At 72.0% G+C, this 22684-nt stretch carries 20 protein-coding genes and 1 riboswitch; of the genes, 8 read left to right on the top strand and 12 right to left on the bottom strand.

Features of this window, described 5'->3' with window-relative positions; genetic code table 11:
• Nucleotides 1–4: 4 nt before the first annotated feature.
• The 4 genes from pknB to thiO form a co-directional block, all read right to left on the bottom strand.
• The gene (pknB, locus tag OG507_RS10570; protein WP_327366915.1) at nt 5–1921 is read right to left on the bottom strand and encodes a Stk1 family PASTA domain-containing Ser/Thr kinase; all 1917 of its coding nucleotides are present in this window, start codon (nt 1919–1921) and stop codon (nt 5–7) included.
• A gap of 140 nt (nt 1922–2061) precedes the next feature.
• Nucleotides 2062–2856 carry a thiazole synthase gene (locus tag OG507_RS10565; protein WP_327366914.1) on the bottom strand — a complete coding sequence of 265 codons (795 nt, stop codon included), beginning with the start codon at nt 2854–2856 and terminating at the stop codon, nt 2062–2064.
• A 2-nt stretch (nt 2857–2858) separates the two neighbouring features.
• Nucleotides 2859–3077, bottom strand: a complete 219-nt coding sequence (gene thiS / locus OG507_RS10560) for a sulfur carrier protein ThiS (RefSeq protein WP_327366913.1) — start codon at nt 3075–3077, stop codon at nt 2859–2861.
• Complete coding sequence (thiO, locus tag OG507_RS10555) at nt 3074–4258, bottom strand: glycine oxidase ThiO (RefSeq protein ID WP_327366911.1); 1185 nt, start codon at nt 4256–4258, stop codon at nt 3074–3076. The genes thiS and thiO overlap by 4 nt, the downstream gene beginning before the upstream one ends.
• A riboswitch (TPP riboswitch) is annotated at nt 4256–4369 on the bottom strand. (Overlaps the previous gene by 3 nt.)
• A 115-nt stretch (nt 4370–4484) precedes the next feature.
• Here thiO and OG507_RS10550 point away from each other — a divergent pair.
• The 5 genes from OG507_RS10550 (at nt 4485) to OG507_RS10530 (ending at nt 9042) form a co-directional block, all read left to right on the top strand.
• Nucleotides 4485–5738, top strand: a complete 1254-nt coding sequence (locus OG507_RS10550; RefSeq protein ID WP_442810957.1) for an NAD(P)/FAD-dependent oxidoreductase — start codon at nt 4485–4487, stop codon at nt 5736–5738.
• Nucleotides 5739–5808: 70 nt separating this feature from the next.
• Nucleotides 5809–6174, top strand: coding sequence for an Rv2175c family DNA-binding protein (locus OG507_RS10545; protein ID WP_327366910.1), 366 nt, complete (start codon nt 5809–5811; stop codon nt 6172–6174).
• Between the two features lie 144 nt (nt 6175–6318).
• Entirely contained in the window at nt 6319–6972 is a 654-nt protein-coding gene (gene thiE, locus OG507_RS10540) for a thiamine phosphate synthase (protein WP_327366909.1), read from the top strand.
• 127 nt (nt 6973–7099) lie between these two features.
• Complete coding sequence (metF, locus tag OG507_RS10535) at nt 7100–8017, top strand: methylenetetrahydrofolate reductase [NAD(P)H] (RefSeq protein ID WP_327366908.1); 918 nt, start codon at nt 7100–7102, stop codon at nt 8015–8017.
• Nucleotides 8018–8067: 50 nt separating this feature from the next.
• Nucleotides 8068–9042 carry a hypothetical protein gene (locus OG507_RS10530; protein WP_327366907.1) on the top strand — a complete coding sequence of 325 codons (975 nt, stop codon included), beginning with the start codon at nt 8068–8070 and terminating at the stop codon, nt 9040–9042.
• A 46-nt stretch (nt 9043–9088) separates the two neighbouring features.
• Here OG507_RS10530 and OG507_RS10525 read toward each other — a convergent pair whose 3' ends face one another.
• The 5 genes from OG507_RS10525 to OG507_RS10505 form a co-directional block, all read right to left on the bottom strand.
• Nucleotides 9089–10612 carry a phytoene desaturase family protein gene (locus tag OG507_RS10525; RefSeq protein ID WP_327366906.1) on the bottom strand — a complete coding sequence of 508 codons (1524 nt, stop codon included), beginning with the start codon at nt 10610–10612 and terminating at the stop codon, nt 9089–9091.
• A 30-nt stretch (nt 10613–10642) separates the two neighbouring features.
• Complete coding sequence (locus OG507_RS10520) at nt 10643–11260, bottom strand: DUF4126 domain-containing protein (RefSeq protein WP_327366905.1); 618 nt, start codon at nt 11258–11260, stop codon at nt 10643–10645.
• A 376-nt stretch (nt 11261–11636) separates the two neighbouring features.
• On the bottom strand, nt 11637–12248 hold the full coding sequence (locus OG507_RS10515; RefSeq protein ID WP_327366904.1) for a TetR/AcrR family transcriptional regulator: 612 nt from the start codon (nt 12246–12248) through the stop codon (nt 11637–11639).
• A 29-nt stretch (nt 12249–12277) separates the two neighbouring features.
• The gene (locus tag OG507_RS10510; RefSeq protein ID WP_327366903.1) at nt 12278–14365 is read right to left on the bottom strand and encodes a YhgE/Pip domain-containing protein; all 2088 of its coding nucleotides are present in this window, start codon (nt 14363–14365) and stop codon (nt 12278–12280) included.
• Nucleotides 14337–15140 (bottom strand): ATP-binding cassette domain-containing protein, encoded by an 804-nt coding sequence (locus OG507_RS10505; protein ID WP_327366902.1) that lies wholly within the window; start codon nt 15138–15140, stop codon nt 14337–14339. Before OG507_RS10505 ends, OG507_RS10510 begins: the two co-directional genes overlap by 29 nt.
• A 165-nt stretch (nt 15141–15305) precedes the next feature.
• On the opposite strand from OG507_RS10505, the gene OG507_RS10500 reads away from it, so the two are divergent.
• The 3 genes from OG507_RS10500 to OG507_RS10490 all read left to right on the top strand — a co-directional run bounded on the left by OG507_RS10500 (nt 15306) and on the right by OG507_RS10490 (nt 17380).
• A complete protein-coding gene (locus OG507_RS10500) occupies nt 15306–15833 on the top strand; it encodes an SAV_6107 family HEPN domain-containing protein (protein ID WP_327366901.1) in 528 nt (175 codons plus the stop codon).
• Between the two features lie 102 nt (nt 15834–15935).
• Nucleotides 15936–16694: a class I SAM-dependent methyltransferase gene (locus tag OG507_RS10495; RefSeq protein WP_327366900.1), complete on the top strand. Its 759-nt coding sequence runs from the start codon at nt 15936–15938 to the stop codon at nt 16692–16694.
• A 293-nt stretch (nt 16695–16987) separates the two neighbouring features.
• Entirely contained in the window at nt 16988–17380 is a 393-nt protein-coding gene (locus OG507_RS10490) for a DUF3040 domain-containing protein (protein ID WP_327275703.1), read from the top strand.
• A gap of 303 nt (nt 17381–17683) precedes the next feature.
• On the opposite strand, the gene OG507_RS10485 is transcribed toward OG507_RS10490, so the two are convergent.
• The 3 genes from OG507_RS10485 to OG507_RS10475 are packed head-to-tail and all read right to left on the bottom strand — an operon-like array spanning nt 17684 to nt 22550.
• A complete protein-coding gene (locus OG507_RS10485; protein WP_327366899.1) occupies nt 17684–20116 on the bottom strand; it encodes a transglutaminase TgpA family protein in 2433 nt (810 codons plus the stop codon).
• Complete coding sequence (locus tag OG507_RS10480; protein ID WP_327366898.1) at nt 20113–21501, bottom strand: DUF58 domain-containing protein; 1389 nt, start codon at nt 21499–21501, stop codon at nt 20113–20115. Before OG507_RS10480 ends, OG507_RS10485 begins: the two co-directional genes overlap by 4 nt.
• Nucleotides 21501–22550 (bottom strand): AAA family ATPase, encoded by a 1050-nt coding sequence (locus tag OG507_RS10475; RefSeq protein ID WP_327366896.1) that lies wholly within the window; start codon nt 22548–22550, stop codon nt 21501–21503. Before OG507_RS10475 ends, OG507_RS10480 begins: the two co-directional genes overlap by 1 nt.
• Between the last annotated feature and the right edge of the window lie 134 nt (nt 22551–22684).

Genomic DNA, 22684 nt, shown 5'->3' with positions numbered 1-22684 from the left:
GGATCTAGAGTCCCTTGGTCTTGATGGTGATGGTGCTGCCCTCGGGGGCCTGCTTGCCGCCGTCGACGGACTGGCTGTCGATGGTGTCGCCGAAGGAGAGGAACGGGCGGTCGACCTTGACCTCGAAGCCCGCGTTCTCCAGCTCGCTCGTGGCCTCGTCGACGTCCTTCCCGATGACGTCCGGGACGTCGATCATCCGTGGTCCCTTGGAGACCGTGAGCGTGATGGTGTCGCCCTCCGCGGCCTGGCTGCCGTGGCCCGGCGACTGCCGGGCGACGTCGCCCGCGTCCTCGGGGGAGTTGACCCGGCCGGGCAGTATCTCGGCCTTCAGCCCTTCCTCCTGCAGTGCGGCGGTGGCGTCCTCGACGGACAGACCGGTGACATCGGGGACGTCGACCGGGGCACCCTTGCTGACGACGAGGGCGACCGCGGAGTCGGGGTGGCGCTCGGTGCCCGCCACGGGGTCCGTACGGATCACCTCGCCGCGTCCCGTCTCCTGGCTGAATTCCTTGGTGACCATCCCGGGCACCAGGCCCGCCTCCTTCAGCGCACGTCTGGCATCACCGAGCGAGAGGTCCTGGACATCGGGCACCTTCACGATCTCGGGGCCGCGCGAGACGACCAGCGTGACCGCGTCGTTCCCCCGGATGCGGGCGCCGGATTCGGGGTCGCTGCTGATGACCTTGCCGCGCTCCACCGTGTCGCTGTAGGCCCGATTGACGCTCTTCAGTTCCAGGCCGGCGTCCGAGAGCCGCTGCTGGGCGGTCTTCTCGGTCTGGCCGAGCAGCGAGGGGACCCGGGTGAACTGCCCGGAGTTGATGTACCAGACACCGGTGCCGATCCCCAGCGCCAGCAGCACGGCGACGACCACCGCGATGACGGAACGGCTCGGACCCCGGCCGCGCGGGCCGTGCGGCGCGGGCCGCGGCGGCGCCGGCGGGGGCATCTCCAGCCGGCTGGTGTGATGGGAGACGCCCTGGTCGGCCGGGAGCAGCCGCGGGATCACGCTCGTGCGGTCCTCGGCGGCGTCGTGCACCTCGGCGAGGGCCTGCGGCGGTACGGCGTCCAGCTGGGCGTCGGTGAGGCCGGAGCGGGCCTGGCGGGTCTCGGCGAGCAGCGCCACCGCGTCGAACGGACGGACCTCGGGGTTACGGGCGGTGGCGCTCGCCACCAGGCCGTCCAGCCCGGCCGGGAGCCCCGGGACGGCGGCCGACGGGGCCGGGACGTCCTCGTTGAGGTGCTGGTAGATGACCTGGGCGGGGGTGTCACCGGCGTGCGGCTTGGAGCCGGTCAGCATTTCGTACAGGACGACACCGCAGGCGTACACATCGGTGCGGGTGTCCGCGGTGCCGTGCTCTATCTGCTCGGGGGCGAGATAGGAGACGGTGCCGAGGACGGACCCGGTGGTGTTGGTGACGGCGCCCACGGCCCTTACGAGACCGAAGTCGGCGACCTTGACCCGGCCGTCGTCCCCTATCAGGACGTTCTCCGGCTTCATGTCGCGGTGCACGAAGCCCGCCCGGTGCGCGGCGCCGAGGGCGGCGAGGACCGGCTCCAGGATGTCCAGTGCGGCTCTCGGCTGCAGGGCGCCGCGCTCGCGCAGTACGTCGCGCAGGGTGCAGCCCGCCACGTACTCCATCGCGAGGTAGACGTACTGTCCCTGGGCGCCCTGGTCGAACACCGCGACGACATTGGGGTGCGCGAGCCCGGCCACGGACTTGGCCTCGCGGATGAAGCGCTCGACGAACGAGGCGTCGGTGGCGAGCGCCGGGTGCATCACCTTGAGGGCGAGCACCCGGTCGAGCCGGGTGTCCACGGCCCGGTAGACCGTGGCCATGCCGCCCACGGCGATGCGGGCATCGACGCGGTAGCGGCCGTCGAGCAGCTGCCCGACGAGAGGGTCCTGGAGGGTCGTATCCACGCAAGCGAGTCTACGAGCCGCCACGGACACCGCTCACGGGCCGGGGCCGAGCCGGGGCCGTACTGCAGCCGAGCCGTGACAGGGACATGCGCGCCACGGCGTCCCGGCGGTGCCGGTGACTCCCGCGGGTCCCTGCGGGTTCAGAACGCGGGGCGCTCCGGGTCCAGCACCGCACGCCCCTCCACCGGCGACGAGGCCTCGGCGAAGTGCCGCCGCGGGATCCGGCCCGCGCGGTACGCCAGCCGCCCGCCCTCCACCGCGTGCCGCATCGCCGCGGCCATCAGCTCGGGCTCCTGGGCCCGGGTCACCGCCGAGGCCAGCATCACGGCCGCGCAGCCCAGCTCCATCGCGAGCGCCGCGTCCGAGGCCGTCCCGGCGCCCGCGTCGAGGATCACCGGCACTTGGGCCTGCTCGACGATCAGCTGGAAGTTGTGCGGATTGCGGATGCCGAGGCCTGAGCCGATGGGGGAGCCGAGCGGCATGACCGCCGCGCACCCGACGTCCTGGAGCCTGCGGGCGAGTACCGGGTCGTCATTGGTGTACGGCAGCACGGTGAAGCCGTCGTCCACCAGGGTCTCGGCGGCATCCAGCAGCTCGATCGGATCGGGCAGCAGGGTCCGCTCGTCGGCCACGACCTCCAGCTTGATCCAGTCGGTGCCGAGCGCCTCGCGGGCCAGCCGGGCGGTCAGCACGGCCTCGCCCGCGGTGAAACAGCCCGCCGTGTTCGGCAGGACGCGGATGGAGAGCCGTTCGAGTACGGAGAGCACCGAGCCCTGCACGGTCGGATCGAGGCGGCGCATCGCGACGGTGGTCAGCTCGGTGCCGGAGGCGGTCAGGGAGCGTTCCAGCACGTCGAGGCTGGGCGCCCCGCCCGTTCCCATGATCAGCCGGGAGCCGAGGACGGTGTCGCCGAGGGTGAAGAGGTCGTCGGACATGGTCAGCCTCCCTGGACCGCGGTCAGGACCTCGACGCGGTCACCGTCACGGAGTACGGCGGTGGACCACTGGCCGCGCGGGACGACGGTCTCGTTGACGGCGGCGGCGACACCGGAGTGCGCGGCGGTCAGAGTGGCGACGAGGGCGTCCAGGGTGGTGCCCGCGGCGACGGGACGGGCCTCGCCGTTCACGGACACGGAAAGCGGTGCGGGCTCGGTCATGCGGGCTGCTCCTGACGTACGGAGACGGCGGCGGACGGGAAACGGTGCGGGGTGAAGGGGCGGGCCACCTCGGGCAGCTCGCCGCCGGTCAGGAGCTCCGCCATGACATCACCGGTGATGGGGGTCAGCAGCACCCCGTTGCGGTGGTGGCCGGTGGCGAGATGGAGGCCGGGCAGGGCGGTGGGGCCGAGCAGCGGGGCGTTGTCGGGGGAGGCGGGGCGCAGACCGGCGCAGGTCTCGGTGAGCGGCAGTTCGGTGATGCCGGGCACCAGCTCGTGGGCGTCCCGCAGCAGCTCGTAGACGCCGCCCGCGGTGACGGTGGTGTCCCAGCCCATTTCCTCGCTGGTGGCGCCGACGACCAGTTCGCCGTTCTCACGGGGTACGAGATAGACATGGCTGCCCCGGACCACGGCCCGGACCGTCCGGGTGAGGAAGGGCGCGTACGCGGCGGGCACGGTCAGCCGCAGCACCTGTCCCTTCACCGGCCGGACCGGCGGTACGACCTCGTCCGGCAGTCCCGGCAGGCGGCCGCTGAGGCTGCCCGCGGCGAGCACGACCTGGTCGGCGGCCAGTGGCGTACCCCCGGCGAGCACGGCTCCGGCGGCCCGGTCGCGCAGCACCGTCAGACGCTCCACCCAGTCGCGGTGGAAGACCACCCCGGCCCGCTCGCAGGCGGTCAGCAGTGCGGAGGCCAGTCGGCGGGGGTCGATCTGGTGGTCGCCGTCGACCCGCAGACCACCGCGCACGCCCGGCGCGAGCATCGGCTCCAGGCGGCGGCATTCGCGGCCGGTGAGCCACTCCGACTCCAGGCCCGAACGCTGCTGCAGGGCGTGGAGTTCGCGCAGATGGGCGCGGTCGTCGGAGTCCAGTGCGACGGCCAGCGTGCCGCAGGCGCGAAACCCGGTCTCCTGTCCGCTCGCCGCCTCCAGCTCGGCCACGAAGGCCGGATAGCGGGCGGCGGAGGCGACGTTGAGGCCCAGCAGCGTCTGTTCGCCGTAGTGGAGTTCGGTGACGGCGGCCAGCATGCCTGCCGCCACCCGGGCGGCGCCGCCGCCCGGTTCGGGATCGACGACCGCGGTGCGCAGTCCGCGTTGCGCGGCCCGCCAGGCGGTCACCAGACCGATGATCCCGCCCCCGATGACCAGGACGTCGGATCCTCTTCCGTTGCGAGAAGAACGCATGGGCGTCCAGCCCCTCCCTTCGCCGGCATGACCCGGATCAGGTTCGTACGGTCGGAGGCCGCCCCAGCCTCCCTCTCAGCCCGGTGCGTCCGGGCTCCCGCGAGTGCCTTACGTCGGCCACCCTAAACCCCGTCCCCCGGCCCCAGTAAGGGAGCGGCCCCCGTCGCCGCCCCCGCAGAAGACCTCCCCCTTTCCTGACGTTTCGTCAGGTGCTTAAGGTGTACGGGTGAGTGAGCAGCAGCAGTCAGAGCAGCCGGACCGGCGGGCAGGACGCCGCGTCGTCATCGTCGGCGCGGGCATGGCCGGCGTGCAGACGGCGGTGGCCCTGCGGGAGCAGGGCTTCACCGGCCCCGTCGTGCTGATCGGCGCCGAACCGCACCAGCCCTACGACCGGCCCCCGCTGTCCAAGGCGGTGCTGCTCGGCAAGGCCGAGGACTCCGCCTTCGACGTCGACTTCGAGGCGCTGGACATCGATCTGCGACTGGGCCGCGAAGTCACCGGTGTGCGGGCGGACGCGCATGAACTGGACACCGAGTCAGGACCCCTTCCCTACGACGTCCTGGTGATCGCGACCGGCGCCGAACCGGTCGTCCTGCCGGGCGCCGAGGGCGTTCCAGGCGTCCATCTGCTGCGCACCCTCGACGACGCGGCACGGCTGCGGCCCGTCCTCGATGCACAGCACGGCGTCGTGGTCGTCGGTGCGGGCTGGATCGGCGCCGAGTTCGCCACCGCGGCCCGCGCCGCGGGCTGCGCGGTCACCGTCGTCGAGGCCGCCGACCGGCCCCTCGCGGGCGTGCTGCCCGCCGAGGTCGCCGCCCCGATGACCGCCTGGTACGCCGAGACCGGCGCCGAACTCCTCACCGGAGCAAGGGTCGACCGCGTCGAACCGGGCAGGGTGATCCTCGCGGACGGCCGCACGATTTCCGCCGGAGCGGTCGTCGTCGGAATCGGCGCACGGCCCGCCACGAGCTGGCTGGCCGGCTCCGGCATCGCGCTCGGCCCCGACGGATCGGTGACCGCCGACGGGACCCTGCGCACCTCGCTGCCCGATGTGTACGCCGTCGGCGACTGCGCCTCGTTCCCGTCCGCCAGGTACGGCGAACGCCTTCTCGTCCACCACTGGGACAACGCCCTCCAGGGCCCGCGGACCGCCGCCGCCAACATCATCGGCGCGGGGGCCGAGGACGGCCCGGCGCCACGGACGTACGACCCCGTGCCGTACTTCTGGTCCGAGCAGTTCGGCCGGTTCGTGCAGTACGCGGGCCACCACACGAGCGCCGACATCCTGCTGTGGCGCGGCGATCCCGCGGGCCCCTCCTGGTCGGTGTGCTGGCTGCGCGACGGCGTCCTGGTCGCGGTCCTCGCAGTCGGCCGGCCGCGCGATCTGGCACAGGGGCGCAAGCTCATCGAGGCGGGGGCGCGGCTCGACGGGGCGCGGGCCGCCGACCCCTCCGTACCGCTGAAGTCGGCAGCGCTCTGACGGCGTACCCCGACCCCCGTACGGTCGGCCCGGCTACCGACTGTCGGTCCGGGATGGCACGCTTGTCCCTGTGACCGAGATTGACGCAAAGATCGATGCTCTCGTCCCTGCCTGGCTCCACCTTCCCGACATCGCGGAAATGCTCGATGTCGAGGTGACGCGCGTGCGCCAGCTGGTCAAGGAGGGCCAGCTCATCGCCGTACGCCGTGGTGAGAACCGGACGCTCCAGGTGCCCGCCGCCTTCATCGACGGCACCAAGGTGGTCAAGGGCCTCTCCGGCACCCTGACGCTCCTGAGGGACGACGGCTACACCGACGAAGAGATGCTGGAATGGCTCTTCACCCCCGACCCGACCCTGCCGGGCACCCCTGCCCAGGCGCTGAGCGAGAATCGCGGCACGGAGGTGAAGCGCCGCGCCCAGGCGCTCGCCGTCTGAACCACGGACCCGTAACCACGGGCCGTGAACGACCACAGGCCGTACATGCCGTACATGGGTGCGGGCCGCGCAGCACCGCGCGGCCCGTACCCCCGCGCCGTACCGACAACCGCTCCACCACGCTCTCCCGGGGGGAACCGCACCATGTCCACGCCTCGCGCGCTGCTGTCCGACGCCCGGCTCTATCTGTGCACGGACGCCCGCAAGCGCCAGGGCGACCTCCCCGCGTTCCTCGATGCCGTCCTGGCCGCCGGGGTGGACATCGTCCAGCTGCGCGACAAGGGCATGGAAGCGGCCGAGGAGCTCGAACACCTGGCGGTCTTCGCCGAAGCCTGCAAGCGGCACGGCAGGCTTCTCGCGGTGAACGACCGGGCCGATGTCGCCCACGCCATCGGCTCCGATGTGCTGCACCTCGGCCAGGGCGACCTGCCGGTCCCCGCCGCCCGCGCCGTCATCGGCGAGGATGTGGTGATCGGCCGCTCCACCCACGCCGAGTCCGAGGTCGACGCGGCCGTCGCCGAGCCCGGGGTGGACTACTTCTGCACCGGCCCCTGCTGGCCCACCCCGACCAAGCCCGGCCGGCACGCCCCGGGCCTGGACCTCGTGCGGTACGCCGCCTCGCTCGGACAGCAGCGCCCGTGGTTCGCCATCGGCGGGATCGACGCGGGCAACCTCGACGAGGTGCTGGACGCCGGAGCGCGCCGGGTGGTCGTCGTACGGGCGATCACCGAGGCCACCGACCCGGCCGCGGCCACCGCCGAGCTGGCCGGACGGATCCGGGCGCGCGCCGGAGCCTGATCCGGCCGGTGTGATTCGGCCGGTGTGATTCGGCCGGGTGTCCGAAGGGTGGACAAACAACCAGTCAATTCGGGCAATTACCGCTGCTGCGGTCCTGTCGTCGTCGCGCTCTGGTTAACCTGCCCGTATGGCCCTTGGCGCACCTTCTACCAGGACAGATCACGCGCGCACAGTGCGTGAGATGCTCGCGACCGGCAAGACCTCGTACTCGTTCGAGTTCTGGGCGCCCAAGACGGAGAAGGGCGAGCGGAACCTCTGGAACGCGCTGCGCCGCGTCGAGGCGGTGGGGCCGAGCTTCGTCTCCGTGACCTACGGGGCCGGTGGCACCACCCGTGCCGGTACGGTCAAGGCCACCCAGCAGATCGCCGCCGACTCCACGCTCACCCCGGTCGCCCACCTCACGGCGGTCAACCACTCCGTCGCCGAGCTGCGCAACATGATCGGGCAGTACGCCGACGCCGGGATCCGGAACATCCTCGCCGTGCGCGGAGACCCGCCGGGCGACCCGATGGGCGCGTGGGTCGAGCACCCGCAGGGCGTGCGGTACGCGGCCGATCTCGTCCGGCTCATCAAGGAATCCGGCGATTTCTGTGTCGGCGTCGCCGCATTTCCCGAGATGCACCCGCGCTCGACCGACTGGGACACCGACATCCGGCATTTCGTGGACAAGTGCCGCGCCGGTGCCGACTATGCGATCACCCAGATGTTCTTCAATCCGGAGGACTATTTGCGGATGCGTGACCGTGTGGTCGCTGCGGGTTGCGAAACCCCGATCATTCCCGAGGTCATGCCGCTGACCAGCGTCAAGCAGTTGGACCGGTTTGCGCAGCTCAGCAACGCGTCTTTCCCTTCCGCACTGAAAGAACGCATCCTCGCCGCCAAGGACGATCCCGCCGCTGTACGCTCCATTGGCATCGACTTCGCAACGCAGTTCTGCGCGAGGCTGCGCTCCGAGGGTGTGCCCGGACTGCACTTCATCACGCTCAACAACTCGACGGCGACGCTCGAAATCTACGAGAATCTCGGACTGCACAAGCAGTCGTGACCGGCCGTACCCGCCACGACCCGGGGCGGTGGCCGTAGGAGGGGGCGGGCATGGGCTGGACGGTCCTCTACATCGCGTTCGGAATCGTCGCGCTGTGGCTGCTCGGCGAGGTGCTCCTGCAGTACAAGGCGCGCCTTCGCTGGCGTCTGCTCGCCTTCGCGGGCTTCGGCTGTGTGGTCGTCGGTGTACTGATGCCGTCCGTTTTCGTCATCGCCGTCGGCACGATCGCGTTCGCGATCGGTCAGACCTACGTCACGCTGTCCTTCCGGCGCGGCTTCTCCACCGGCTGGGCGATAGGGGGCAGCCCCGGCGAGAGTCGTCGCCGCCGGGGCGGGAACGGCCGGGACAGCCGCGAGCCCACGCTTGAGGTGTCGGACCTGGAGACGGAGACGACGTACGACGAGCCGCTCCCGCAGCGGCCGCAGGCCACGGCACCGCGGGCCGCGGTCTACGAGCCCGAGCCGCTGCCGGACGACACCGGGCAGTACGGCATCTACAGCGACCACCAGTCCCCGCAGCAGGACCAGAACCAGGGCCGGCAGGCCGAGCAGCAGCCGCAGTACGCCGCGTACGACCCCTACGCCGATGACTCCGGGTACGCGGCGCAGGCCCCGGACCCTTACGCCGCCCAGGGCTCCTACGGCGGCCAGGACTCTTTCTCCGGCCAGGATTCCTTCTCCGGTCAGGACCCCCTCGCCGGGCAGTACGACTACGGCACGGGCCAGCAGCAGTACGCCGCGTACTCCGACCCGTACATCGGAACCGGCACCACCGGCGGCCAGCAGCAGTACGCCGCGTACGACAGCTATGGCGACGGCTACGACAGCTACGGCGGTCAGCAGCAGTACGCCGCCGACCCCTATGCCCAGCAGTACGCCCCCGAGACCCCGCCAGGCGGTGTGTGGGTGCCGCAGCAGCGTGAGGGCGAGCAGTACCCACCGGCGCCTCCGGAGCAGCCCGCACAGCCTGCCCCGTACCCGAACGGCTACGACCCCGGCTACAACGAGCAGCAGTACCGCTACTGACGGCGGCCCGGCGCCCCGGTGGCGCGGCCCGGCGGTGGCATCCGGCTCACTGGGAGCCGCGGAACCCGTCCCCCTCCACGATCAGTCCGGCGACCAGCGCCCCGGACATCCCCGCGTGGGCGAGCCCGCCGCCCGGGTGCGACCAGCCGCCCGCGGCGTAGAGCCCCGGCAGCCGGGTGAGATTGCCCGGATGCAGATACGCGCCCCCCGCCCCGGCCAGTGCGGGCGCGGGCACCGAGCCGCCCTCGGCGCCGGTTTCGGCCTCCGTCTCGGCAGGGGTCCGCACCTCGGCGTGGAGCAGCCGCTCCCGTATGCCGGGCACGGCCGCACCGGCCGCCTCGATCAGCGCGTCGGCACAGCGCTCGCGCAACGCGGTGTCCGTCCAGTCCACCGCTCCGTGCGGGGCGACCGTCGCCATCAGCGTCACCGCCTCGTGGGCGTCGTCGGGGCGGGTCGACGGGTCGTCCGGGCGCAGCACCGTCACCGTGGGACGCCGGGCGACGCTCCCGCCGAACACCGCCTCGCGCTCCGCCCCGCCGTCCGCCGGGTGCACCACGGTGCGGTGCACGGCATCCGCGGGCCGGGCGCCGCGCAGCGACAGCAGGACGACGAACCGGCCCGGCACCGACTCCTGCCCCTGTCCCGGCCGTGGCTGCACCGCGACATAGCCCTCCCGCCACAGCTCTTGACCGGGCACCAGGCCTGGATGCGGACGTGCCCCCAGCACCACATGACCGGCCTCGGCGACCGTCCCGTCCAGCAGTTCGACGCCCGCCGCCCGACCGTCCTTCTCGACGACCCGGGCCACCTCGCAGCCGAAGACGAACTCCACCTTCCTGGCCAGGCACCGCTCGTACACCGCCTGCGCCAGGGCCCGGATCCCGCCGGAGACGTACCAACTGCCGAAGGTCTCCTCCATGTACGGCAGCAGGGCGGCCGCCGCAGGCGTGCGCAGCGGGTCGAGCCCGTACGACAGGGCGTATCCGTCGAGCAGGGCGGCCAGCCGGGGGTCCGGCAGCTCCCACGCGCCGACCTCCGTCACCGTGCCCGCCCGACGGGCCGGGCGCAGCAGCCGGCGCTGCCGGAGCGCCGGATACGGATCACGGCCGAGCACCTGCCGGCTGGAGCGCAACGGCTCCTCCAGCAACGGCCGCCGCGAGCGGTCCCAGGCATCACGCGCCCGGTCGAGGAACTCGCCCCAGGCCGCGCCCGCGCCGCCCCCGAGCGCCGCGTCCAGAGCGGCGACCACCCCGGCCCGTGAGGCATTCGGCAGCGAGACCGCCGTGCCGTCCGCGAAGAGGTGGCGGCTCGCCGGATCGACCTGGGTCATGCTGACGCAACTCTCCAGCGGCTCCTTGCCCGTCTTCACGAACAGGTCGCGGTAGACCGCGGGCAGATGCAGCAGCGTGGGACCGGTGTCGAAGGCGAAGCCCTCATGGGTATACCGGCCGACCGAGCCGCCGAAGGTCTCCGATCGCTCGTACACCGTCACCCGGTGGCCTGCCACGGCGAGCCGGGCGGCCGCCGCCATCGCGCCCATCCCGGCGCCGATCACCGCAATCCGTACCATGTCAGCGACCTTAACGGCCGCCTGTGACACTCACTCCAGTGGCCAGTGCGAACCCGTCCCCGCCAGGCGTTTCTCCTCGCGGCGCTGGGCCCTGCGCCGCAGGTACCTGCGGATCCGGGAGGCCAGGAAGACCAGTATCACCATGCCGAGCAGCAGCAGTGCCGCGGCGATGACCGCGGCCGCCAGCGGATGGAATATCGCGAACGTGACGACCCCCGCGACGCCCAGGTCCTCGGCCGTGCTCACCGCGATGTTGCTGAACGGCTCGGGGGAGGTGTTGACCGCCATCCTGGTCCCGGCCTTCACCAGATGGCTCATCAGCGCGGTGGAACCACCGACGGCCCCGGCCGCGAGCTCCGGCAGCGAACCGCTCTCACCGGCCAGCAGCGCCGCCACGACGGCCCCGGCGACCGGCCTGATGACGGTGTGCACCGAGTCCCAGACCGAGTCCACGTACGGGATCTTGTCCGCCACCATCTCGCACAGGAAGAGCACACCGGCCACGACGAGGACATCGGTGCGCTGCAGTGACGCGGGCACCTCGTCGGTGACACCGGTCGCGCCGAAGACACCGAGGAGCAGGACCACCGCGTAGGCGTTGATCCCGCTCGCCCAGCCGCTCGTGAACACCAGGGGGAGTACGGACACGGACGCGATCGTAACCAGACGGCGAACGGTCCGGAGCGGTGTCCGGTGCGCAGCCCTGAGTATCCGTACTCAGGCCACGAGATGAGTAGGTGCGCGGATGGGCTCCCACCTGTGCGGACGGGAGAGTGGAACCCACGGAGAGGGGCGCGGCACCGGCACCGCCGACACGGGGCGGCGGAACGGGCGCCGCACTCCTTCCGGAACGGGGGTGCAGCACGGAGAGCCCGAGGACCACGGGGGAAAACGGGGGTCGCGGGGGAACGGCTCTGCGGCAGCACAGCGGACGCCGGTCCGGCGCAGGCTCGGGGGGATCGAGCCTCGCCGGACCGGCGTCTTTGTACGTCCGCGCGCCCCGCCCGCCGTACGGGCCGGGTGGTCAGCGCCCGCTGACCCGCCCGTGCAGCAGCAGCGACAGCGCCGAGTGCACATCGTCGATCGACCGCTCGGGCTGGAACGCCTGCCAGTCCAGGGCCGCCACCAGCACCATGCCGACCAGGGCGGCGGCCGTCAGCTGGATGTCGATCTCCTCGCTGAGCTCACCGCCCTTCACTGCCTCGCGCAGCACCTCCTCGACCACGGCGACGGCCTCCTGACGCACCACCAGGAGGGTCGACTGCCAGGCCCGGTTGGTGCGCCACAGCTCCGCGACGTACAGCTGGGTGAAGGACGGATAGCGGTCGATGAAGACCAGACCGGCCCTGATCATCGCGTCCAGGGCCTCGACCCGGGTGCCGCCGCGCTGCTCGGTCTCCTCGGCCGCGGAGCGCAGCGATGCCGTGAGGAGTCCGACGCCGTGGCGCAGCAGCTCCTCGAAGAGCTCGGTCTTGCTCTTGAAGTTGTAGTAGACCGTGCCCTTGGCGACCCCGGCGCGCTCGGCGATCTCGTCCACCGTGGTCGCCGAGAAGCCCTTCTCGGCGATGAGAGTCACGGCCGCCTCGTAGAGCTTCTGCCGGGTGGCCTGGCGGCGCGTGGTGCTGCTGCTTTCCATGCCCCCGATTCTCACAGGTTCCGGCGCGCTCACAGGCTCAGCTCCGGGTGCAGCCGGTCCAGGGTCCACACCTGCTTGCGGCGCGCGGCGAGCGCGGTCAGGGCGAGCGCCCCCGCGGTGAAGGCCAGCAGCACCGCACAGCCCTGCCAGACCGGGCCGAGCTCGCCGCCCGTGATCAGCCGGCGCAGCCCGTCGACGATGTAACTCATCGGCAGGTAGGGGTGGATCGCGTTGAAAAACCCAGGGCTGGTCTGGACGGGATACGTCCCCCCGGCCGAGGTCAGCTGGAGCATCAGCACCGCCAGCACGAGAATCCGTCCCGCGGCTCCGAACCGGGCGTTGAGCCACTGCACGATCGCCGCGAAGCAGCAGGTCACCAGCGCCAGGAAGCCGATCGTCCCGGCGGCGCGTGTCATCTGCAGACCGAGCCCCCAGTGCAGTACGGACATCAGGGCGGCCACCTGCAGCAGACCGATCGCGGCCACCGGAAGCCAGCCCGCGAAGGCGATCCGCCAGGCGCAGGCCCCGGCGGCGAGCGCGCGCCGGTTGAGCGGCTGGATCAGCATGTACGCCACCATCGCGCCGACCCAGAGGGAGAGCGGAATGAAGTAAGGGGCGAAGCCGGTGCCGTAGTTGGGGGCCGCGTGCAGCGGCTTGGAGGCCAGCTGCACGGGGTCGGCCATGACTTCCGTACGCGCGTCGCGGTCCTTCTTGTCGTAGTCGGGGATCCTGCCGGCGCCGTCGTCCAGTCCCTCGGCGAGGGTGGCCGAGCCGTCGCCGAGCCGGATCAGCCCGCCGTCCAGGTCGAGCGCGCCCTTCTTGAGATCGCTCACCCCGGTGTCCAGGTCGGCGGAGCCGGTCCTGGCCGTGGCCAGGCCGGTGTGCAGTTCGTCCGCGCCCTTGGCGACCTTGTGGGCGCCGGTGTTGAGCGCGTTGACCTTCTTCACGGCGGACTTCAGGTCCTCGTCCAGGCGCGGCGCGCTCTTGGCCAGGGCATCGGCCTGCCGTTGCAGCGTGGTCAGCTGGGCGCGCAGCTTCTTCAGATCGCCGTTCTGGTTCGTGACCAGCACGTTCACATCGTCGGCGACCTTAGCGACATCGGCCGCCGCGGTCTTCGCGCGCTTCAGCGGCGGGCAGACGGACGGGTCGGCGAGCAGCGCTTGCGTGCAACGGGTGCGGTAGACCTCGGCCAGGTCGTCGGAGGCCGTGTGGGCGGCGGTGGCCGCGGTGGGCGCCGCCTCCACCAGCAGGTCGAGGTTGTCCCGTACGGTCTGCGAGGTGTCGGCGACCAGCCGGGCGGTGTCGCCGATGGACTTGCCGTTGTCCTTCAGGAACGGGCGGATGTCGGCCGCCACCCCGTTGACCTTGTCGGCGAGCAGCTGGGTGCCGTCGGCGACCTGCCGGGAGCCGGATTCGAGGTCGCCCGCGCCCTTGTTCAGCCTGACGATCCCCCCGGCCAGGCTGGAGCTGCCGGCCTTGGCGTCCTTCAGCCCGTCCGCCAGATCCTGCGATCCCTTCTTCGCCTTGCCGATGCCGCCCTTGAGGTCGTCGGCGCCCTTGGCGGCCTTCGCCGTGGCGTCGTGGAGGTCGGAGAAGCTGATGAAGATCCGGTCGAGGAAGCCGCGCGAGGCGTTGGTCGACGCGGCGGTGCGCACCTCGGAGAACACCGTCCGGGAGATCTGCCCGACGATGTAGTTGTTGGCGTCGTTGGTCCGCACCTGGAGCGCACCGGTCTCGGGGGAGTCACCCGAACTGGACGCGATCCGCCTGCTGAAGTCCGACGGCATGGTGAGCGAGAGGTAGTACGTACCGTCCTCGACGCCCTTGTGTGCCTCGGCGGAACTCACCTCGTGCCACTGGAAGGTCTTGGAGTCGAGGAGCTTGCCGGTGATCTCGTCACCGGCCGCGAGGTGCCTTCCGTCGGCGGTGGCGCCCCTGTCGTTGTTGACCAGCGCGACCGGGATCCTGTCGAGGCGGCTGTACGGGTCCCAGAAGGAGCACAGGTACAGGGCGCCGTAGAGCAGTGGCAGTAGCAGGAGCGCGATGAGTGCGGCGACCGGCAGCTTCCCCCTGCCGAAACGCTTCAGCTCAAGCGCGGCCAGTCTCGGCGAACGCATCGGCCGGTTCCTCCTCGGTCGTGATGTCCTCGGCAGCGGCTTCCTCGGCAGCGGTGCCCCGCGCGTGTGCCGGTGCGGCCTTGGTGTCGGTACGTACGGTGAGGGCGCCCTCGGGCGCCTGGCTGCACACGGCGAGCACGGTCGTCCCGCTGTCGGCGATGGACCGCAGCAGCGCCCAGGCCTCGGCCCGCTCCGCGTCGGAGAGCTTGAGATCGGTGTCGTCCACCGCGAGCAGCCGGGGCCGGCCGATCAGCGCGAGGGCGATGGACAGCCGCAGCGCCTCCAGCCGTTCCAGATCCCGTACGGAGGTCCGCTCGGCCTTGGGCAGGGCGGACGGGTCGAGTCCGGCGGCGTCCAGTGCCGCGTCGATCCGTCCCTGCGCGGTGGCGACGCGCTCGGCGCGCGGACGCAGCAGAGCGCGCGGCGAACCGTCGAAGCGGCGTTGCAGCAGGGCCCGCTCGCGCAGGTGCTCGGCGACGGTGAAGGCCGGGTCGAGCTCGCTGACCCCGGGTACCGGGCCCAGTGCGCTGAAGCGGCGTACGGCGGCCATCCTGCGTGGCAGGAGGAGACCGCCGGTCTCCGCCCGGCCCTCGGTGGGGCGCATCCGGCCGGTGAGGGCGAGGAGCAGGCAGGTGCGGCCGGAGCCGGACGGGCCCTCGACCGCCACCAGCGAGCCGGGCCCTGCCTCGATGTCCACGCCTCGGAAGGCCCAGCCGCGCGGTCCCTTGAGCCCGAGATCCTCGGCGGTGACAGCTGCCCCGTGCGGGCTGTCCACAGACTCTCCCCTTTTTGAACTGACTGGTCAGTTCAAAAAGTAGCCCGAACTTGCGATCGAAGCAAAAGAGCAGGTCAGAGGGTGTGCGAGGCCGATTGTCAGTGGTGCCCCTCACGATGGATACATACGGCCACGGAGCCGTTACACGAGACAGGAGGTTTCGTCATGGCCCACTCGTCCGCAGCCGCCGCACCCCGGCGCCGCGCAGCCGGCCCTGCCCCCTCACCGACCGGTCCGGCAAACGACGTCCATCCCGTTCTGCGCCGCACCACGGCGCCGCCGGTCGCCCTCGAACTGCTCGCCCAGGCCCGCACCGGCCTCGACGAGGCCGCCGTTCTCGATGTGCCGAACGAGCGGTATGCCACCGCCCACCTCGCCGCGCTGCGCACCGCCGCCGCAGTGCTCGCCGTGCGGGGCCGCCCCGAGACCTCCAGGCGGCGCCGGGAGCGGATCCGCAGCGCCTGGGAGGTCCTCCCGGAAATAGCCCCCGAGCTGACGGAATGGAGCGCGCTGTTCGCCTCCGGCGCCCGCCGCAGGGCCCGGGCAGAGGCCGGTATCCCGGGCGCGGCCAGCAGGCGGGACGCCGACGACCTGCTGCGCGACGCGGCGATGTTCCTGCGCCTCGTGGAGCGGCTCCTGGTGCTTCAGCCGGTGCTCCCGCAGGCCCGGAAGGAGCGGCCCGACGCGGGATGACGGCGACGGGGGCGTGAGGCAATAGGGTGGACAGCACCTGTACCACCTGCACTGTTCACGCTCCGCCGTCCGTGGCGGCACCGTGCCGAGGAGTCATCTGCCGTGTCGGACCAGCTGCGCCCCCGCGCCTCCCTCCGTACCGCCGTGGTCTGGGAGGTCCTGAAGGACGCCCTCGACCGTCAGGTCAAGGCGACCGGCAGGGACGCCCTGGACGTCCTGGACACCGGCGGCGGCACCGGCAACTTCGCGGTGCCGGTCGCCCGTCTCGGCCACCGGGTCACCGTCGTCGACCCCAGCCCCAACGCGCTCTTCGCCCTGGAGCGCCGCGCCGCCGAGGCCGGGGTCGCCGACCGGGTCCGCGGGGTCCAGGGCGACATCCATGGCCTGTTCGAGGTGGTCGAGCGCGGTGGCTACGACGCGGTGCTGTGCCACGGCGTCCTGGAGTACGTGGACGACCCCGCCGAGGGCGTGCGCAACGCGGTCGAGGCGCTCCGCCCGTCCGGCGCGCTCAGCCTGCTCGCCGCCGGGCTCGGCGGCGCCGTCCTGGCCCGCGCGCTCGCCGGTCACTTCACCGAGGCCCGGCAGGCGCTCGGAGACCCGGCGGGCCGCTGGGGCGCCGGGGACCCGGTACCCCGGCGCTACACCGCTGAGCAGCTCACCGAGCTGGTCTCCGCGGCGGACGTCGAGGTCGGCGCGGTGCACGGCGTACGGGTCTTCGCCGACCTCGTACCGGGCGTTCTGGTGGACACCGAGCCCGGTGCCATGGAGGCCCTCCTCAAGCTGGAGGCGGCCGTGGCCGAACTGCCCGCCTTCCACTCGGTGGCGACGCAGCTGCACGTTCTGGGCACCAAGCGCGCCTGAGCGCGGCCGCGGACCGGTGGTAGCTCAGCCGTAGCGTGGCTGATCAGGGACGCAGCCGCAGATGGAGTACGCCACAGGACCCCCGATCGAGGGCTTCGCCCCGTATGATCGGGGGACACCATCCGGCATGACGGATCGGAGGTTGGGGAATCAACGCCTCAGCAGCTGAGCCGTCGTGGCGGCCCGGACTGGCTGATTGGCAAAGAGGGCGGGTTTCACGGGGGCGAATCCCTGCCTATCCTGGAAGGGCCGCATACCGGCCGCCCCCCGCGGCCGACGACGAGGAGGACTCCGTGCCGCTCTCGGAGCACGAGCAGCGAATGCTCGAGCAAATGGAGCGAGCGCTGTACGCCGAAGATCCCAAGTTCGCGACAGCGCTCGAGGGAAGCGGGCTGCGTACGTACACCCGGCGACGGGTCTACCAGGCGGTCGCAGGCTTCCTGGTGGGTATCGCGCTCCTCATGGCCGGAATGGTCGCGCAGCAGATCTGGATCAGCGTGGTGGGGTTCCTCGTCATGCTCGGCTGTGCGGTTCTTGCGGTCACTGGTTGGCGCAAAGCGCCCAAGCCGGGCGAGCGACAGGCAGCCGGAGGCGGTGGCGAGCGCCGCCAGCCCAGGCAACGCCGGACCGTGATGAATCGGATCGAGCAGCGGTGGCAGCGCCGCCGTGACGAGCAGGGCCAGTAGGCCTCGGACAATCTTGGATGAGGGGCGGCCGCAGACATGCGGCCGCCCCTCACGTGTACCCGGGTCCGGGCGGACTCGAAAATCAGGCCTGCCCGGCGCCTGAGGGCGGACCCTTGCCTGAGTCCGAGTAGGCCCGAGGAAGGCTGCCAGCCCGGCGGCTGTCCAGGGGCAGGGACAGGGGACTGCCGGGCGGGCCCCAGGGAGCATCAGGTCCGCCCGCTGCCGGAGGCGAAAGGCTGCACACCCGACCGGCCCGTCCGGCGGCTGAGGACAGAGGCGGGCCCGCAGGCCACGCCCCATCCGTCACCCCGCCTGCTGCCGGGACGGCCGTCGTAGCCGGTCCGTCAGCCGGCCCGGGCCCCGTTCCCACCGCGCCGCCCACCCACCGGTGAACGCCGCCCAGCGGTCGGACGCCGCCCATATCACCCGAATGGCGGAGCGCGGTGCAGCGACCGCGCGGATCCGGGCGAACCGATCGGCCGATGCCCGCAGACCGGCCCGTACCACCTCCACGTCCTCGGCGAGCCCGGTACCCCACCGGGGCTCCGGGGCGTAGAGCACCTGCTCCACCGCCCCCGCCACCCGGTGCACCGCGGCGGCCCCGTCGGGTTCGAGCTGCCCCAGCCGTACCACCCGGGCCGCCGCCTTGCGCGGGGTCAGGGAGTCGTCCGGCTCGATGCCGTGGTCCCACGCCGTGTCGGTGATCTCCTGCCAGGCCGCCAGCGTCCTGGCCGTCGCGTCCGCCGGCGTACGCCCGGCGGAGAAGCTCAGCCGGCGCCTGCGCACCCGCAGCCGCCAGAGCAGCGGCAGGAACGGCAGCGCCAGGATCACCACGGCGGCCAGGACCAGACCGAGGACGGTGCCCGTCGGCGTCCCGGAATCCGTCGGAGCCACTACCCCCGGCGCCACCGAGCTGCCGCATTCGCCCTGCCTGCGCAGCTGGGCCGGGCAGCTGTCCGAGACGGACGGCGCGACCGTCGGAGCGGCCGAAGCGTTCGTCTCCGGCCGGGCCGGGTCGGCGGCGCCACCGGCTGGGGCATCCGGCCGGGTGTAGGAGGGAGTGGAGCCCCGCGTCGGGGTCGGCTCGAAGCGGGTCCACCCGATGCCCTCGAAATACAGCTCGGGCCAGGCATGCGCATCGCGCAGCCCCACCGACACCGAGCCGTTCGACTGCCCGGTGCCGGGAGTGAAGCCCACCGCGACCCGGGCCGGAATGCCCAGCGTCCGCGCCATCGCGGCCATCGTGAACGAGAAGTGGACGCAGAAACCCCGCTTGTCCTTCAGGAACCGGCCGATCGCCGCGCTCCCGGTGCCCGAGCTCACGGAGGTGTCGTAGGTGAAGCCGCCGTCCGAGGCGAAGAAGTTCTGCAGCTTCACAGCGCGCTCGTAGTTGGTGGCGGCACCCTCCGTCACTCTGTCCGCGGTCCGGGCGACCACCTCCGGCAGGGAGCCGGGAACATGGGTGTACTCGCGCTGCAGGGCGGCCGGCGGGGAGCCCGCCGCGGCGAGCTGATCGGCGGTCGGCTGCACCATCAGACTGGATACCTGGTACTGCGCGCCACCGGTCGTCTCCCCGCGGTCACCGACGAGGGTCCGCCCCATCGGCTCGTACCGCCAGCGTCCGCCGATCTTGACCTCGGTCGCGGGGTAGGGGAGCGGCAGATAGGTCTGCTGGTAGGAGCGGGACGCGGAGATGTTCGTCCTGATCTCCGTGACCGTGACGTCCGGGCCGAGACCCTGCGGGGTCGGGAGCCGCTTCGGCACGTCCTCCAGACGGCGCGTGGAGGGCCGCCACTCGTTGCCGTTGAACTGGTCCAGGGCCAGGATCCGCAGATAGAAGCCCTGTGGGTCACCGGAATTGGTGCGGTAGGACATCACCTCCCGGTTCTCCGGCTGGTTCAGATTGTTCTGCAGCGAGACCAGGGGGTTGACCGCGGAGATGGTGCCACCGCCGCTCCCCTTGCCGTTCGTGCCGCCCGTACCGGCCAGCAGACCGCTGTCGAGCGCGGGCAGTGCCGCCGGCACGATCAGTGAGATCCCCAGCGCCAGCGCACCGATGCGCCGGCCGGTGCGGACCGGGGCCGTCGGCCGGCCGTCGGAGAACGCCGCGCCGACCGCCGGACCGCCCGGGGATCCGGCCGCGCCGCTGAAGACCCGTCCCCACTGGGAGAGCCGGTCGCGGCCCTCCGCCAGCAGAAGCAGCAGATAGCCACCGGCCGCGAGCAGGAACCAGAGCCAGTCCGCTCCGCCCTCGGTCAGCCCGGCGGCGACCGAGTACAGCGCGAGGAGCGGCAGACCGGCCGGGGCGGCGCTGCGGAACGTCACTGCGAGGGCGTCCACGATCAGGCCGACCAGCAGCACACCGCCGATCAGCATCAGCCGGATGCCGTCCGTCACCGGGGCCGGGGCGGCGTACCTCCCGACATCATCGGCGCCCGAGGTCAGCAGGTTCGCGAGCCGCTGGACGGCCTCCGGACCGGGCAGGACACCGGCCAGTGCCTGAGTCCTGGCGAACACCACCGTCAGCAGAACCAGCGTGACCAACATCTGCACCGCGACGATCAGCATCCGGGGCATGGGCGCCCGGCGGGCCAGCGCACCCAACCCGCCCTGGATCGCCAGCAGGAACGCGGCCTGCAGAATCCAACCGGCCGGCTCGACCAGCGGCAGCATCGAGCCCGCCGCCATCAGCGTCGCCGCAAAGGCGCACAGCGCCAGCCGACCACGACCGCTCATGACCATCCCCCGGAGAAACCTGTCGTGCCACCCGTGGTGCCGCCGACGGCGGAGTGCGCCGTGAGGCCCTGGTGCCCCGCCTGCTGCCAGTACTGGGCGAGACCGGTGCCCGGCGTCACCGTCACCGCCGTCCAGCCCGATTCGCGCAGCAGCCGAAGCCGCCGATCGAACGCCGTGTCCGGCCCCGCGGGCGGGGCGGCTCCCTGCACCCAGGCCGTGCTGTCCAGTACGAACGCGACGGCGCCGCCACTGCGCTGTCGCATCCGGGCCGCGACCGCCGCCTGCTCCTCGTCGAGATCGCCGAAGAACGCGATCAGCAGCCCTTCGTTGCCGCCGCGCAGCACGTCGTACGCGCGTGAGAGACCGCCCCCGTCGGAGTGGTCGACGACCGCCAGGGTGTCCATCATCAGTCCCGCGGAGTCGGCGGACTCCTGCGTCGATCCGGCGAAGCCGCCCTCGCCCTCGCCCGGGACCGCATTCCCGTCGTCGGTCAGCAGCCGGACCGCGAAGCCGCGCTCCAGCATGTGCACCAGCGTGGACGCCGCCCCGGACACCGCCCACTCGAAGGCGGAGTCGGGCCCCGTCCCCTGATAGGCGATCCGCCGGGTGTCCAGCAGCACCGTGCATCTGGCCCGCTGCGGCTGCTCCTCGCGGCGCACCATCAGCTCGCCGTAGCGCGCCGTGGAGCGCCAGTGGACCCGGCGCAGATCGTCGCCGTGCCGGTAGCCGCGCGGAATCACGTCGTCATCACCGGCCAGCGCCAGCGAACGCTGCCGTCCCTCGCCGTACCCCGAGGCCTCGCCCGCGAGCCGCACCGGCGGCAGCGGCTCGGTCCGCGGAATGACGACGAGGGTGTCGTACGCGCTGAACGAACGGGTCAGCTCGCACATCCCGAACGGATCGCTCAGCCGCAGCTGCAGTGGCCCCAGCGGATAGCGCCCGCGCAGATCCGAACGCACCCGGTAGGAGACCTCGCGACGGCCGCCCGCCTCCACCCGGTCCAGTACGAACCGGGGCCGCGGCCCGAGCACATAGGGCACCCGGTCCTGGAGCATCAGCAGCCCGGTCGGCAGCCGCGAGACGTTCTCCATCCGCAGATGGACCCGCGCCTCCGTGCCCGCGGGCACCCGGGACGGCGAGAGCCGCCGGGTGCCCGTGACCCGGTAACGGGTGCGGACGAGCATCACGACACAGACCAGCGGCAGCGCGGCGAGCAGCAACCCGACCCGCAGCAGATCCGCCTGCCCCAGCACATACGCGCAGATCGCCGCCGCGACACCGGCCGCGAGGAAGGACCGCCCACGCGTGGTCAGCCCGCTCAGCGCGGCCCGCAGACCGCCCTTGTCGTCGCCGTCGTCCATCGTGGGCGGCCCCCCGGCGGTCATCACACCCGCCGTACGCCGGGCTGCTGCCGGCCGTACACCGGATGGCCCGGCTGGTGCTGGGGCTGCACCTGGGTGACGCCGCCGGCGGCGGTCGGTACCGGTGTCTTCTGGAGGATCTCCAGCACGACCTGCTCGGCCGTACGGCGGTTCAGCTGGGCCTGCGCCGTCGGCAGCAGCCGGTGTGCGAGCACCGCGACCGCCAGCGCCTGCACATCGTCCGGCAGACAGTAGTCCCGGCCGCTCAGCGCCGCGGAGGCCTTCGCCGCGCGCAGCAGATGCAGGGTGGCCCGCGGCGAGGCACCGAGCCGGAGATCGGGATGGCTGCGGGTGGCCCCGACGAGCTCCACCGCGTACCGCCGCACGGCCTCGGCCACATGGACCGTCCGCACCGCCTCGATCAGCTTCACGATGTCGTGGGCGTGCGCCACCGGCTGCAGATCGTCGAGCGGCGAGATCCCGCCGTGCACATCGAGCATCTGCAGCTCGGCGTCCGCGCTCGGATAGCCGATCGACACCCGCGCCATGAACCGGTCGCGCTGGGCTTCGGGCAGCGGATAGGTGCCCTCCATCTCCACCGGGTTCTGGGTGGCCACCACCATGAACGGGTCGGGCAGCTCATAGGTGTGTCCGTCGATGGTGACCTGGCGCTCCTCCATCGACTCCAGCAGCGCCGACTGGGTCTTCGGCGAGGCCCGGTTGATCTCGTCGCCGATCACGATCTGGGCGAAGATCGCGCCCGGCTTGAACTCGAACTCGCGCCGCTGCTGGTCGAAGATGGACACACCGGTGATGTCCGAAGGCAGCAGGTCCGGTGTGAACTGAATGCGCCGCACCGAGCAGTCGATGGACCGCGCCAGCGTCTTGGCCAGCATCGTCTTGCCGACTCCGGGGACATCCTCGATGAGGAGATGTCCCTCCGCCAGCAGCACGGTCAGCGAAAGCCGTACGACCTCAGGCTTGCCCTCGATCACGCTCTCCACCGACCTGCGCACCCGCTCCGCAGTCGTGGTCAGATCTGTGAGGCTCGCTCGATCGTCATAGGTCGTCACCCGGCCCTCCTCGGCCCTGCCCCACGCTCACCAGGAGCAGGGGATACCCCATTCACGGACCGACGCCCATGCAGCGGCCCGGCCCACCCCGAAACACGGACACCCCTGCGGAGCGTCCGTCGGGATGTCACATG

The organism is Streptomyces sp. NBC_01217 (assembly GCF_035994185.1).
Taxonomy (GTDB): domain Bacteria; phylum Actinomycetota; class Actinomycetes; order Streptomycetales; family Streptomycetaceae; genus Streptomyces.
The sequence above is the reverse complement of the archived record's forward strand: the minus strand, read 5'-3'. Positions and strand labels throughout refer to the sequence as shown.

Coding starts and splice junctions, on each gene's coding strand:
- OG507_RS10530 (WP_327366907.1), top strand. CDS start 8,068: ATGGGCTGGACGGTCCTCTACATCGCGTTCGGAATCGTCGCGCTGTGG.
- OG507_RS10500 (WP_327366901.1), top strand. CDS start 15,306: ATGGCCCACTCGTCCGCAGCCGCCGCACCCCGGCGCCGCGCAGCCGGC.
- metF (WP_327366908.1), top strand. CDS start 7,100: ATGGCCCTTGGCGCACCTTCTACCAGGACAGATCACGCGCGCACAGTG.
- OG507_RS10525 (WP_327366906.1), bottom strand. CDS start 10,612: ATGGTACGGATTGCGGTGATCGGCGCCGGGATGGGCGCGATGGCGGCG.
- OG507_RS10480 (WP_327366898.1), bottom strand. CDS start 21,501: ATGACCGCCGGGGGGCCGCCCACGATGGACGACGGCGACGACAAGGGC.
- thiE (WP_327366909.1), top strand. CDS start 6,319: ATGTCCACGCCTCGCGCGCTGCTGTCCGACGCCCGGCTCTATCTGTGC.
- thiS (WP_327366913.1), bottom strand. CDS start 3,077: ATGACCGAGCCCGCACCGCTTTCCGTGTCCGTGAACGGCGAGGCCCGT.
- OG507_RS10565 (WP_327366914.1), bottom strand. CDS start 2,856: ATGTCCGACGACCTCTTCACCCTCGGCGACACCGTCCTCGGCTCCCGG.
- thiO (WP_327366911.1), bottom strand. CDS start 4,258: ATGCGTTCTTCTCGCAACGGAAGAGGATCCGACGTCCTGGTCATCGGG.
- OG507_RS10510 (WP_327366903.1), bottom strand. CDS start 14,365: ATGCGTTCGCCGAGACTGGCCGCGCTTGAGCTGAAGCGTTTCGGCAGG.
- OG507_RS10515 (WP_327366904.1), bottom strand. CDS start 12,248: ATGGAAAGCAGCAGCACCACGCGCCGCCAGGCCACCCGGCAGAAGCTC.
- OG507_RS10485 (WP_327366899.1), bottom strand. CDS start 20,116: ATGAGCGGTCGTGGTCGGCTGGCGCTGTGCGCCTTTGCGGCGACGCTG.